A 12,679-nucleotide genomic window follows, 5' to 3' on the forward strand; every position below is an offset into this window, starting at 1 on the left:
GGCGCGGGTTAGGCGCGTGGGCGGACCAGGCCGTGGTCGTAGGCGATGATCGTCGCTTGAACGCGGTCGCGCGCGCCGATCTTGGTGAGCAACGCGTTGACGTGGGTCTTCACCGTCCCGACGGCGACGCCGAGTTTGGCGCCGATCTCCGCGTTGGTCAGCCCGGCCGCGATCAGCGTCAGGACCTCCAGCTCGCGAGGCGTCAACTTGCCCAGTACTTCGCTCGTCCCGACCGCCGGTGCTCCCTTCGCGAAGGCCTGGATCAACCGCCGGGTCACGGCGGGCGCGAGCATGCCTTCCCCGGCCGCGATGACCCGGATCGCGGTCAGGAGATCCTCGGGCCGGGCGTCCTTGAGCAGAAACCCGGACGCCCCGGACCGCAATGCCTCATAGACGTACTCGTTGCGATCGAACGTGGTGAGCACCAGAACCCGCGGCCGCTCCCCGAGGTCGGTGAGCAACCGAGTAGCCGAAAGCCCGTCCAGACCGGGCATCCGGATGTCCATCAGTACGACGTCAGGCTCCAGCGCCGCAGCCAGCGAGACAGCCTCCGCCCCGTCGCCGGCCTGCCCGACGACGACCAAATCGTCCTCGGCATCCACAATCGCGGCGAAACCGGCCCGAACCACCGCCTGATCATCCACAACCAGCACCCGAACGGCCATCAGAACCTCTTCTCGTCGGATTGCGGAGGCGTGAGTTGGGGCGTGCGGGCGGCTGGGGTGCCAGGGTCGTCGAGGGTCTCGAGGAGTTCACGCATCGCGGTCAGCGCGGATCTCGCCTCGGTGGTGACGCTTTCGAGCTGACCTGCCTCCGCGAGGGCGATCATCCGGCTCGTGCGGGTCAGCACGCTGCCGCTCAGTCCGGTGGCGATGCGCTGTCGCTCGCCATGTACTTCGGTCTCGGCCGCCTGGACCAGCTCGGCGAGCGCCCGGCCGTCGTGATCCAGCCGCCGGCTTCTTCGCTTACGTGCGAGAGCTCCAACCGCCCAGCAAGCTGTCAGCGGACCCGCCAGAACAACGCCGGCGAGGACCATGATGAAGATGGCAAACCCCGGCCCGGTCAGGTCAGCCTCCTGCGGCGTGAGGAACACCAACACACCCGCCGCCACACCGAACCCGCCCGCGCCGACAGGCACCGAGGCCCAGGTCGGGTACGCCCCGCGCCCGTACGCCGCGACCGCATAGACCGCTGCCATCGGTGCGCCGAGACAGACCGCAACCGCCGGCGCCAGCTGTTGAGGCAGCTGGCCAAGACCGATCGCGACCGGCCAGAGCCAGACCGCGACGGTGACTCCGGCCAGCACCGTCCACGGACGATTCCGGCGCCCGAGCAACACCAGGGCGGGAATCAGCGCCAGCAGCAACGCAAGACCGACGGCCGCGGAGTCTGCTTCCGGCATTTCTTCAGAGATCGTCGCAGCCACCCCGGCTACTGCCGCGACCGCGACCGCGAGCACCATGCTGAGCTCGGCCAACCAGTGATCCCGCCACCGCCCGACCGGCCGATGATGCGCCGACAACGGCAACCCCGGCGGCGGCGCCCCGGCGTACAGGGCATCCCCTGCGTTGAAAACAAGGGCTTTCGACGGCAGGCTGGCCTCGACTCGCCAGCCTCCGTCTGGGGCGGGACGTGCTGTGAGTGTGCCGCCGAGGGTTTCAGCGCGGTCTTTCATGCCGGCAATCCCCCGCCCGCTGCCCTGGCCGGCCGAGGGGATGCCCGTGGCCTGGCCGTTCTCCACCAGGAGGTGGATGCGGTCACCTTCACGCGTCACGAGCACCCGTACTGCGGCGCCCGGCGCGTGCCGCAGCGTATTGGTGAGCGACTCCCGGACGATGCCGAACACAGCTTCCGCGACCGGCCCGTGCACCTCGGGCGTGACATCGACCTGTACCTCCTGCCCCAACCGGGTGAAGGCCTCGGCCAGCTCCGCGATCCGGCCGCCGAGTGGCTCGCCCTGGTCGCGGTGGCCTGTCCCCAGCACCGCCACCAGACGCCGCAGGGACACCAGCGTCTCGCGGCCCGTGCGCGCGGCGTATGCCAGCGCCTCTTCGACAAGTTCAGGCCGGCGGTCGCTCAGCCGTTCCGCGGCGCCGCCGCTGACGACGATCGACGTGAGGTGGTGGGCGCTGACGTCATGCAGTTCGCGCGCGAGCCGGCGACGCTCGACGGCCGCCGCGCTGCGTCTGCGCTCCTCGGCGTCGCGCAGCTCCTGGGCGGCCTGCGCGCGGACGGCCAGCCGGCGTCGACGGTTCTGTCCGCCGCCGAGGATGACGAGACTCAGAACCAGATTGAGCACAGCCTCCGCGGCGGAGTCCGGTCCGGGGCCGTAAAGACCGAGGGCAGTCAGGCTCATCACGACAACGAGCGCGGCAGCGGCCCGCCAGCTGACCGCCGGGGGGCAGCGCACTGCGACGGAGTACAGGGCGATCAGTTCGGTCGGCAGCAGGCCCAACCCGTCCGGCCCAGTGGCGACTTGGCCGAGGACCGCCACTACGGTCACCACGCCGAGTGTCGCGAGCGGCGTACGGCGACGGAACCCCAGCGCGACCGCCGCCACCACCGATGCGATGCCGATGACGACGAGCTCCTGCCGGCTCATCGGCAGGTCGAGCGCGGCCGCCATGGTGGGCGACAACGCCACCCAGCCGATCCCGAGGACGGCAGGCAGCAGCCAGTTGCGGAGGTGTTCCATCAGAGCCGAAGCATAAGCGTCTCTACCCGGCGCACAGGCGTCTCTACCCAGCGATAGAGGCCGCGATCGTGCTTAAGACTGACGCCTCGGCGGCCGTCGGCGACCATGCTCTGGGCATGACATTCGAGCAGATGGAAGTGCCTGTCGTACCGGGGCAGATGGTGGGACCCGTCATCGCCCCGCAGGCGGCGGAACCGGTCTCGTACGAGCGACTTGCACTGGTCACCGGCCGGCACAACTGGTGGCGCCCTTTCCTCGGGACCATCGTCCTGCTCGGACTGACGGTAGCCGCAATGGTGCCGATCTTCGGGGTGGTGGACATCACCGGCGCTTTCCTCGACGTTCCCAGGGATGCCGACGACTGGCCGCTGTTCGGCGATATCCCCGACACCGCCTTCCTGCTCCTCCTCAGTGCTGTCCCGCTCCCGGCGCTCGCCCTGACCGCGCGCTGGGTCCAGAAACGCCGCTGGGGCACGCTGTCCTCGGTCGTCGGCCACCTTCGGTGGTCGTGGTTGCGAACCTGCCTGGCCCTCGCCGCCGCACCCATCGCCGTACTGCTGGCCGTCTCCTTCCTGATGGACCCGCTGGACGACTCCGCATGGGTCGGCTGGGGGACGTTCCTCACCGGACTCGCGGTCGTCGTCTGCCTGGTCCCGTTCCAGGCCGCGGCCGAGGAGTACGTCTGCCGCGGCTGGTTGCTGCAGGCAACGGGTTGCTTCGTCCGCTCGCCCCTTCTGGTGCTGATCCCGCAGGCCGTACTGTTCGCGGCGGCGCACGGCCTGGGCACGCCATGGGGATTCGCCAGCCTGGTCATCTTCGGTCTCTGCACCGGCTGGCTGACCATCCGCACCGGCGGCCTCGAGGCCGCCCTCGGACTCCACATCACCACCAACGTCCTCGGCCTCGGCGCAGCAGCCGCCTATACCGGCGGCCTAGCCTCCGACGAAACAGCCGCCGACATGCCCTGGCCGATGTTCCTGCTCGACACCACCCTCACCATCACCTTCACCGCCCTGATCCTCCACCTGGCCAACCGCCGCAACCTGACCACCCACTTCACTCCCCCACCCACCGAAAGAACGGTTGCCGACGGCATCAACCGTCCTTTGGTCTGATGGAGGAGAGGTTGAAGGCGGATGGACTGCGCGGACGGCGGGTGACAATGGCGCGGATGGATTGCGCGGGCGACTGTGACGGGGGCGGCGGGTCGTGCGCGAGGCGCGTGGTTGCGGGCTTGGTGGGTTCGCTTGGCTGGTCGGTGGGGCGTGGGATCGGACGGGTCGTGGGATCGGCTGGGTGAGGACGCGGGTGGGTGAGGACGCGAGTGGGTGAGGACGCGGGTGGGTGAGGACGCGGGTGGGTGAGGACGCGGGTGGGTGAGGACGCGGGTGGGTGAGGACGCGGGTGGGTGAGGACGCGGGTGGGTGAGGACGTTGATTAGCGGCGCCCGAGGTTGGTGTGCAGGCGCTGGGGGTTGTGGGGAGCGCCGGCGGCTGCGGGGGCGCCGGTGGGCGGGGTGGTGTTACGGGCCTGCGGAGGGGGTGCCGCTGTCGCCCCAGGGATCGAGGAGGGTGGTGGCTTCTGGGGTGAGCCAGGGCAGGGTTCCGGTGGCGGTCTGGATCTTGGGGTCCGGGCCGGGTCGACTGGTGAGGCTGGTGGTGGGGAGCCGGTCGGGGTGTTGGTGGTGGGGGTTGACGCTGACCTGCCCGGGTGAGGGCTTGGGGAGGTGGTGGGGGTTCAGGTGGTGCGGGTCGACGCCGACGTGTGCGGGTGTGGGCGGGGCGGAGTACCTGCTCAGGTTGGTGAGGTTGGCCAGGTCTGCGGCGGTGGTGGTGCCGGGGGTGGTCCAGGTCGGTCGGGTGACCTGGACCATGCCGCCGGTGACGGTGATGGTCCATTGCCCGGAGTGGACGGCGCGGTGGTGGCCGGCGCAGAGCAGGACGAGGTTGGTGATCGATGTGGGGCCGCCGTCGATCCAGTGGATGAGGTGGTGGGCGTGGCACTGCCACGGTGGCGCCTTGCAGATCACGCAGCCCTTGTCGCGCTTGAACAGCGCCCGCCGGATCGGCCGGGTGACGAAGCGCTGCTCGGTGCCGACGTCCAGCGGTTGGGAGTCCGAGCCGAGCACGATCGGCAGGATCGCGGCGTCACAGGCGAGGCGGCGTACGGCTGCGGCGGACAGGTTGTCGCCGTAGACCAACTCTCCCACGGCTTGGGAGGTGGCGGTACGCAGGTCCTCGAAATCGATCGTGATGGTGATGTGCGGAACGCCTGGCCCGGTGGAGGTGTCGGCTTCGTCGTGGGGGCGGGGTGTGGTGGCGGCGGCGGTGTTAAGGATCTGGGTGAGGGCGTCCGCCTGGCGCTTGTCGTGCGGGCGGGGGTCCAGTTCGCCGTCGACGGTTCGGTGGGGTTTGGACAGGCGGTTGATCTGGGTGCGGAACTGCTCGCCATTCTCACCGGCGAGGTAGCCGGAGAACTTCACGCCGCCTTCGGCCCGGCGCAGGGTCAGGGTTTCGCGGGTGTGGGCGTCGTTCTCGGCGGGTTCGGGGCCGTCGGTGTCCAGCCTGGCCAGCACCTCGCGGCCGAAGGCCAGCAGGTCGTCGGGTGTGAGGAGGCGGGCGACTTCGATCATCTGTTCCTCGGCCACCCGCAGTGCCTCGTCCGGCACTGTGGCCGGGGCCTTTTCCAAGGTGGTGATGATGGCTTCGGCCTGTGCCGGGGTCAACCCCGGCGTCGGTGCGTCGTGAGCTGCGGGCTGTGGGTTTGTTGGTGCCACGGGGTCGGGCAGGGCGGCGCTGACGGCGCTGTACTTCGGCAGAGCCTTGGCGGTCTTGAGGTCTCGGCGGATCGCGCGGCGGTTGCGGTGATGACGAAGCGAGAGGAATTCGATGGTGTCGCGGGCGCCGTGTTCGGTGGCGAGGCCGCGTTGGTCGAGGTCGGCGAGGAGCTGGAGGTGATAGGTGTTCAGGGTGGAGAGAGCAGCGTCTACCGCGTCGAGGGTGGACAGCAGGGCGCTGTCGCCGAGCCTCGACGGTGGGAGTAGCTGCGTGGTCTCCATGCAGCAAACTCTAGAGACCGCCTCCGACAGTTTCTGGGCTCGGATCGCCTTGTTTTTAAGGGGAATCCAGATTGGCCGGAATCGGACAAGTTGTGCACAGGGAGCCTATGCCTGTGGATGAACACAGGTGTAGAGCGGCCTTGCCTCTGACGGAGTCAGCTCTGGCAGCGCGGTCGATGTGCAGGGGTCAGCGGGTGACACAGGAAGCGGACAGGCCCGATCGTGCAGCTTCAGGTGGGTGACAGGTCCGCGCCTGGCGCGATCGTGCTGGACTCCGACAGCTTGCTGAGCGAACGCGGCTGGGTGCGCCTGCTTGGCGGAGTGGTTGTCGGCGGCAACAGTTTCGCCAGGGTCAACTGCTTTCCTGCCAAGCTGGACCTCGGATGGCAGCAGGAAGACGGACTGATCGTCGGGTACGTCTCTACGAGTCGCTTCGCCCGGCGCAGTTGGGAGCAGGAGCGCAGGTCTTCCCTCCCCGGCTTCTTGCTGCCTACTGAGCGCGTGGGGTTTGCGCGGTTCTCAGGAAGTGTTGCAGGGCGGCGTACTGAGACCGGGTGGCGAAGCTTGGGTTGCTCATTTGGGGTTGGCGGAGGACTTCGAGGTCGGTCAGGGCTGGGTGGGTGACGAGGAGTGCTCTGGGGATCGGCTGCGGGAGGAAGTCGAGGGTTAGCGGTACGACGTACTTCGGCGGCTCCCCGGAAGATGAAGGGCGCCAGTCGGCGGGGCCGGTGACGTGGCCGGTGGCCCAGATGCCTGGGGCTGGTGTGGCTCGCGCGGAGCCGCTGACCCAGAGGAGGACTGGTTGGCCGGGCTCGAAAAGCCTTGTGCGGTAGGTCTTCTGGACGCACCAGCTACTGACACCGTGCTCGATCAACTCCGGCAGATTGGAGACCGCCGGATTGCACTTCATGATCCAGCTGCCGAAGTTTTCTTGAGTCACACGTTGGCTGGCCATGGCAGATCCACCTCCCCAAGCTGGTGGGCCGTTCCTCGAGGAACGAAACCCGGCTTGGGTATTTCCTACCAGTAGTCAGGGGGATGCGCTGGCCGGAGTGCCTGCAGAGCGACAGCCCCAGGGGGCACCCAGCGACGTAGGAGCGCGCGGGCGTGGGCGGGAGCCGCGGAAGGGAGCGACGGAGGAGCGAGCCTGGAGGGGCGTGGGTGAGTACTACCTGAGCAGCTGGACTGCTTCTGCGGCCCAGTAGGTCAGGATGGTGTCGGCGCCGGCTCGGCGGATTGAGGTCAGGGTTTCGAGGATTGCGCGGTCGCGGTCGATCCAGCCGTTGGCGGCTGCGGCTTCGACCATCGCGTACTCGCCGGAGATGTTGTACGCCGCGACCGGGACGTTCACGTGGTCGCGGACCTGGCGGATGATGTCGAGGTAGGCCAGGGCGGGCTTCACCATCACGATGTCGGCGCCTTCGGCGATGTCCAGGTCGACCTCGCGGATCGCGTCGCGGGCGTTCGCCGGGTCCTGCTGGTAGGTCTTGCGGTCGCCGGTCAACGACGAGCCGACGGCTTCCCGGAAGGGGCCGAAGAAGGCCGACGCGTACTTCACGGCGTACGCGAGGATCACCGTCTCCTGGAAGCCGGCGCCGTCCAGCGCCGTACGGACGGCTCCGACCTGGCCGTCCATCATCCCCGACGGACCGACCACGTGAGCGCCCGCGGTGGCCTGGGCGATACCCATCTCCGCGTAGATGGCCAGTGTCGCGTCGTTGTCGACCCGGCCGGCAGAGTCCAGTACGCCGCAGTGCCCGTGCGAGGTGAACTCGTCCAGGCAGAGGTCCGACATGACCAGCAGGTCGTCACCCACCTCGGACACCGCGTCCCGGATCGCCACGTTGAGGATGCCGTCCGGATCGAGAGCACCGGAGCCCTCAGGGTCCTTCTTCTCCGGTACCCCGAACAGCATCACGCCGCCGAGCCCCAGTTGAGCAGCCTCGGCGACAGCCTTGCGGGCCGTGTCGCGGGTGTGCTGGTAGACGCCCGGCATCGAGCTGATCGCGATCGGCTCTCGCGCGCCTTCCCGGATGAACATCGGCAGGATCAGCTGACGAGGCTCCAGCGTGGTCTCGGCGACCAGCTTGCGCATCGCCGCGGACGACCGGAGCCGCCGCGGCCTCACACCCGGGAAACCAGACATCGGAGTTAGCTCTTCCTGCGAGAACCCGAGCGGCGCTCGGACGGACGGGTGACCGGTTCACCGGCCTCCAGCATGGTGTCACGCCGATCCGCACCGAAGCGAGCAAGTGCGTCGGCCAACTCCTCGGCCGACGGGGACTCGGCCATCGCGTCCACGCGCAGGCCGTGCTCCTCGGCGGTCTTGAGCGTCGCCGGGCCGATCACCGCGATCACCGTCGACGCGTGCGGCTTGCCGGCGATGCCGACCAGGTTGCGCACGGTCGAGGACGAGGTGAACACGACCGCGTCGAACTTGCCCGACTTGATCGCTTCCCGCGTCGGCGCGGGCGGCGGGGCGGCCCGCACGGTCCGGTACGCCGTGACGTCGTCGACCTCCCAGCCCAGATCGGTCAGGCCCGCCACCAGTGTCTCGGTGGCGATGTCCGCCCGGGGCAGGAAGACCCGGTTGATCGGGTCGAGCACCTCGTCGAACGGCGGCCAGTCCTCGACCAGCCCGGCGGCGGACTGCTCACCCGAGGGCAGCAGGTCCGGCCGGATGCCCCAGGCGCCGATCGCCTCGGCGGTCTTCTCGCCGACCGCCGCGATCTTCAGCCCGGAGAACGCCCGCGCGTCCAGCCCGTACTCGTCGAACTTCTCCCGGACCGCCTTGACCGCGTTCACCGAGGTGAAGGCGACCCACTCGTAGCGGCCCTCGACCAGGCCACGGATGGCCTTGTCCATCTGCTGCGGGTTGCGCGGCGGCTCGACGGAGATCGTCGGGACCTCTTCCGGCATCGCGCCGTAGCGGCGCAGCCGGTCCATCAGCGGGCCGGCCTGGTCCTTGGTGCGCGGCACCAGGATCCGCCAGCCGAACAGCGGCTTGGTCTCGAACCAGGACAGCGACTCGCGCTGCTCGACCACCGAGCCGACCACGATCACCGCCTCGCCGACCAGCTTGGCCGCGCGCAGGTCGGCCACGATGGTGCCGAGCGTGCCGACCACACTGGCCTGCGAGGTCGTCGTCCCGCCGACGGTCGCGGCGACCGGCGTACCGGCGTCGAAGCCGGCCTCGAGCAGCGCCGCGGTCGTCTCCTTGAGCAGGTCGACGGCGTTCAACAGCACCAGTGTCTGCTTCGGGTGCACCCGGCTGAAGTCGAGCTTGGACTCGGCCAGGTCGAGCACCGTGACCTCACGGTCGCTCTTCATGGTCAGCGGGATCCCCGCGTACGCCGGTACGGCGCTGACCTCGCTGACACCGGGAACCACGTTGAAGCTGATCCCGGCCTTGCGGCAGGCGGCGGCTTCCTCGGCTCCACTGGAGAACGTGAACGGGTCGCCGGTGAGCAGGCGGACCACGTTCGCCGAGGCCTTGGCGGTCTTCACCACCAGCCGCGCGCGGGCGGCGACCCGCAGCGCCCGGCTGCCCTCGGCGCCGGAGCCGTCGATGACCTCGACGCCCGGCTTGCAGTACCCGAGGAACGCGTCGTGCTCCGGACCCTCGACCACCACCGCGTCGGCGTTCGCCAGCACGTCGCGGCCGGCGATCGTCAGCAGCGACGGGTCACCCGGGCCGACGCCGACGAAGGTGACGTGCCCGAGCGGTCTGGTCTGCTTGACGGTCGTGGTGCTGGCTGCGATCTTCGCCGGCACCTTCTGGGGTGCCTTGGTGGCCGCTGTCTTCGCGCTGCTCACGTCTGCTGTCGCCTTTGCCCTTGTCCTGCTCGTCTTCGTACTCGTACTCGTATCCGTACTCGCCTGCGTCGTTCCCCGTGCCGGTGTCATGTCTGCTCCAGCAACTCGTTCGCGAGTGCCCGCCCCAGAGCCCGTGGGTCGTCCACCGGCCCGTTCGCCGACAGCCGCCGTACGCCGCCCTCCTGGCCGAGCGCTCCCCGGAGCCACAGCTCCGGCCCGTCCTCACCTTCGACCACCTCGGCGAGCGCGCCGACCGGAGCCGTGCACCCTGCCTCGAGCGTGGCCAGCATCTGCCGTTCGGCCGTCACCGCCGCCCGGACCGCGGGGTCCTCCAGCGGGGCGAGAGCCTGCAGTACCGCGGCGTCGTCGGCGCGGCACTCGATGCCCAGGGCACCTTGTCCCGGTGCCGGCAGCACCTGGATCGGATCCAGCGTCTCGGTGACCTCCGAAAGCCGGCCCAACCGGGCCAACCCTGCCCTTGCGAGCACCACCGCGTCCAATTTGCCCTCGGTGACCATCGCGATCCGGGTGTCCACGTTGCCGCGGATCCCGGTCATTTCCAGGCCCAGCCCAAGTGCTTCCAGCTGCGCCACCCGGCGCGGCGAACCGGTCCCGACCAGCGCTCCGGTCTGCAGCTCACCGAGGCTCAAGCCGTCCCGGGCGACCAGTACGTCGCGCGGGTCCTCGCGGTGCGGGATCGCGCCGAGCGTCAGCCCGGCCTCCGGCGTGGTCGGCAGGTCCTTCAGCGAGTGCACCGCGATGTCGATCTGGCCGGCCAGCAAGGCGTCGCGGAGCGCGCTGACGAAGACGCCGGTACCGCCGATCTGCTCCAGCGGCGCCCGGTTGGTGTCACCGGTGGTGGTGATCAAGACGAGTTCGACCTCGTGGCCGAGAGCGCGCAGCTGGTCGGCGACGTGGTTCGCCTGGGCTGTCGCGAGCGCTGACCTGCGGGTACCGAGCCGGATCACGCGGGGTCACCTCCATTGGTCTGCGCCGCTGTGGCGGTGGTGTCCTGGGGCGCCTTCGGCGCGGTGACCGCGTCGACGGTGGCCGGGTCGAGCGCGAACAGTTCGCGCAGCGCGTCGGCGTACGTCGGTCCGCCCGGATCGGCGGCCAGTTCCTTCACCCGCACGGTCGGGGTGTGCAGCACCTTGTCGACCACCCGGCGGATCGTCCGGGCCACCTCGGTGCGCTGGGTCTCGTCGAGGCCCGGCAGCTTGCGGTCCAGCCTCGCCAGCTCGGCGTCCACAAGCTGGCTGGCCATTGCCCGCAGCGCGACGACGGTCGGCGTGACGGACGCGGCTCGCCGGGTCGCCTCGAAGGCACCGGTCTCCTCGGCGACGATTCGCCGTACGGCGTCGACGTCGTCCGCGCTGCCGCCCGCGGTACCGGCCAGATCGGCCAGGGTCACCAGCGTGACGCCCTCGATGCGGGCCGCGGCCGGATCGACATCTCGGGGCAGTGCGACATCCAGTACGCCGAGCGGCCGGCCGTCCGCCGCACTCCGGATCATGTCCTCGGTCAGTACGACGCCCCGCGCTCCGGTGCAGGAGACGACCAGGTCGGCCTCGTGCAACGCGGACGGGACGTCGGCGAGCTTGATCGCAGTACCGCCGACCCGGTCCGTCAGCAGGACGGCCCGCTCGTAGTTGCGGTTGGCGATCGTCACGCTCGCCGCGCCACCGTTCAGCAAGGTTTGCGCGGCCAGAGATGCCATCGAGCCGGCCCCGACGACCAGCGCGCGGCGGCCTTCGAACCCGCCGACGGCTTCCAGTCCGGCGGAGACGACCGAGCGGCCGGCCGAGTCGATCCCGGTCTCGGCGCGAGCCCGCTTGCCGACCCGCAAAGCGTGCTGGAACAGGGCGTTCAGGCCGGTACCGATCGTCTCCAGGTCCTGGCCGACGCGCAGCGACTCCTTCACCTGGCCGACGATCTGGCTCTCGCCGACGATCATCGAGTCGAGCCCGACGGCGACCTGGAACAGGTGCGCGACCGCGCCCTCCTCGAAGTGCACGTAGAGGTGCTCGGCCAGATCCAGCAGCGGTACGCCGGTGATGTCGGCGAGGATCGCGGTGACCTCGTCCATCCCGGCGTGGAAGCGGTCGACGTTCGCGTAGACCTCGGTGCGGTTGCAGGTGGCCAGCACGGCCGACTCCGAGACCGCCGGAGTGTGCTGCACGGCCAGCGCCAGCTTGGTCGCGGCGTCCGGATCGAGCGCGACCCGCTCCAGGACGGAGATGTCAGCGGACCGGTGCGAAATGCCGACGACCAAATAGCTCACGCGCCGACACCTCCACCCACGCTGGGCAGATCAGTGACCACACCGTTCATCGCTGGCAGTTCGGGCACCTCGGGCAGCGCCGCCTCTCCGGACTTTCGTTGTTCGTGGTACGCCAGGATCTGCAACTCGATCGAGAGGTCCACCTTGCGGATGTCCACACCGGCCGGTACCGACAGCACGACCGGCGCGAAGTTGAGGATGCTGGTGACGCCGGCTGATACAAGCCGGTCGCAGACCTCCTGGGCCGGACCGGCCGGCGTGGTGATCACACCGATCGAGACCCGGTCGGCGGCGACGATCTCCTCCAGCTCGGCGAAGTCGCGCACGACCATGTCGCCGATCCGCTCGCCGACCAGCTTCGGGTCGGCGTCGAGCAGGGCGACGATCCGGAAACCGCGGGTGCCGAAACCGGAGTAGTTGGCCAGCGCGTGACCCAGGTTACCGATCCCGACGATGACCACGGCCCAGTCCTGGGTGACGCCGATCTCGCGGGCGATCTGGTAGCGCAGGTACTCCACGTCGTACCCGACGCCGCGGGTGCCGTAGGAGCCGAGGTAGGACAGGTCCTTGCGGAGCTTGGCCGAGTTGACGCCGGCCGCGGTCGCCAGATCCTCGCTCGACGCGGTGGCGATGCCACTGTCCGACAAGGCGGTCAGGGCCCGCAGGTACACCGGCAAGCGCGCGACAGTGGCCTCGGGAATGCCGCGGTCGGTTCTCGTCGGCGCGCCGGGGCGACGGCTGCGGGCAGGCGTCACAATTCTCCTGGAAAGGGTGGTTCGCGGGTCACCGCCTCACGGCTGGCGACTACCCCACTCTAGGAGCTTGTGAA

10 protein-coding genes are annotated in these 12,679 nt (G+C 69.6%); 1 reads left to right on the forward strand and 9 read right to left on the reverse strand.

Annotation, left to right across the window (positions count from 1 at the left end; translation table 11 throughout):
* Positions 1 to 8: 8 nt before the first annotated feature.
* Both AB0F51_RS13520 and AB0F51_RS13525 read right to left on the reverse strand, forming a co-directional pair.
* Entirely contained in the window at positions 9 to 665 is a 657-nt protein-coding gene (locus AB0F51_RS13520) for a response regulator transcription factor (RefSeq protein WP_360278772.1), read from the reverse strand.
* Positions 665 to 2,695 carry a histidine kinase gene (locus AB0F51_RS13525; protein WP_360278774.1) on the reverse strand — a complete coding sequence of 677 codons (2,031 nt, stop codon included), beginning with the start codon at positions 2,693 to 2,695 and terminating at the stop codon, positions 665 to 667. The genes AB0F51_RS13520 and AB0F51_RS13525 overlap by 1 nt, the downstream gene beginning before the upstream one ends.
* Before the next feature lie 116 nt (positions 2,696 to 2,811).
* Here AB0F51_RS13525 and AB0F51_RS13530 point away from each other — a divergent pair, with 116 nt between their 5' ends.
* Entirely contained in the window at positions 2,812 to 3,810 is a 999-nt protein-coding gene (locus AB0F51_RS13530) for a CPBP family intramembrane glutamic endopeptidase (protein WP_360278776.1), read from the forward strand.
* 407 nt (positions 3,811 to 4,217) lie between these two features.
* On the opposite strand, the gene AB0F51_RS13535 is transcribed toward AB0F51_RS13530, so the two are convergent.
* From AB0F51_RS13535 to AB0F51_RS13565, 7 genes are all read right to left on the reverse strand, one after another.
* On the reverse strand, positions 4,218 to 5,753 hold the full coding sequence (locus AB0F51_RS13535; protein ID WP_360278779.1) for a DUF222 domain-containing protein: 1,536 nt from the start codon (positions 5,751 to 5,753) through the stop codon (positions 4,218 to 4,220).
* A 490-nt stretch (positions 5,754 to 6,243) separates the two neighbouring features.
* Positions 6,244 to 6,708, reverse strand: a complete 465-nt coding sequence (locus tag AB0F51_RS13540) for an EVE domain-containing protein (RefSeq protein WP_360278782.1) — start codon at positions 6,706 to 6,708, stop codon at positions 6,244 to 6,246.
* A gap of 213 nt (positions 6,709 to 6,921) precedes the next feature.
* Entirely contained in the window at positions 6,922 to 7,899 is a 978-nt protein-coding gene (hemB, locus tag AB0F51_RS13545) for a porphobilinogen synthase (protein ID WP_360278785.1), read from the reverse strand.
* Between the two features lie 5 nt (positions 7,900 to 7,904).
* Positions 7,905 to 9,569 (reverse strand): uroporphyrinogen-III synthase, encoded by a 1,665-nt coding sequence (locus tag AB0F51_RS13550; RefSeq protein WP_360278788.1) that lies wholly within the window; start codon positions 9,567 to 9,569, stop codon positions 7,905 to 7,907.
* An 86-nt stretch (positions 9,570 to 9,655) separates the two neighbouring features.
* Entirely contained in the window at positions 9,656 to 10,537 is an 882-nt protein-coding gene (gene hemC, locus AB0F51_RS13555; protein WP_360278790.1) for a hydroxymethylbilane synthase, read from the reverse strand.
* Positions 10,534 to 11,850 carry a glutamyl-tRNA reductase gene (locus tag AB0F51_RS13560; protein WP_360278792.1) on the reverse strand — a complete coding sequence of 439 codons (1,317 nt, stop codon included), beginning with the start codon at positions 11,848 to 11,850 and terminating at the stop codon, positions 10,534 to 10,536. The genes hemC and AB0F51_RS13560 overlap by 4 nt, the downstream gene beginning before the upstream one ends.
* The gene (locus AB0F51_RS13565; RefSeq protein ID WP_360278794.1) at positions 11,847 to 12,605 is read right to left on the reverse strand and encodes a redox-sensing transcriptional repressor Rex; all 759 of its coding nucleotides are present in this window, start codon (positions 12,603 to 12,605) and stop codon (positions 11,847 to 11,849) included. Before AB0F51_RS13565 ends, AB0F51_RS13560 begins: the two co-directional genes overlap by 4 nt.
* Between the last annotated feature and the right edge of the window lie 74 nt (positions 12,606 to 12,679).

Origin of the sequence: Kribbella sp. NPDC023855 (assembly GCF_040639475.1) — a bacterium.
GTDB lineage: Bacteria > Actinomycetota > Actinomycetes > Propionibacteriales > Kribbellaceae > Kribbella.

Excerpts from the sequence above, each read along its gene's own strand:
- AB0F51_RS13520 (WP_360278772.1), bottom strand. The coding sequence starts at position 665 with ATGGCCGTTCGGGTGCTGGTTGTGGATGATCAGGCGGTGGTTCGGGCC.
- AB0F51_RS13525 (WP_360278774.1), bottom strand. The coding sequence starts at position 2,695 with ATGGAACACCTCCGCAACTGGCTGCTGCCTGCCGTCCTCGGGATCGGC.
- AB0F51_RS13530 (WP_360278776.1), top strand. The coding sequence starts at position 2,812 with ATGACATTCGAGCAGATGGAAGTGCCTGTCGTACCGGGGCAGATGGTG.
- AB0F51_RS13535 (WP_360278779.1), bottom strand. The coding sequence starts at position 5,753 with ATGGAGACCACGCAGCTACTCCCACCGTCGAGGCTCGGCGACAGCGCC.
- AB0F51_RS13540 (WP_360278782.1), bottom strand. The coding sequence starts at position 6,708 with ATGGCCAGCCAACGTGTGACTCAAGAAAACTTCGGCAGCTGGATCATG.
- hemB (WP_360278785.1), bottom strand. The coding sequence starts at position 7,899 with ATGTCTGGTTTCCCGGGTGTGAGGCCGCGGCGGCTCCGGTCGTCCGCG.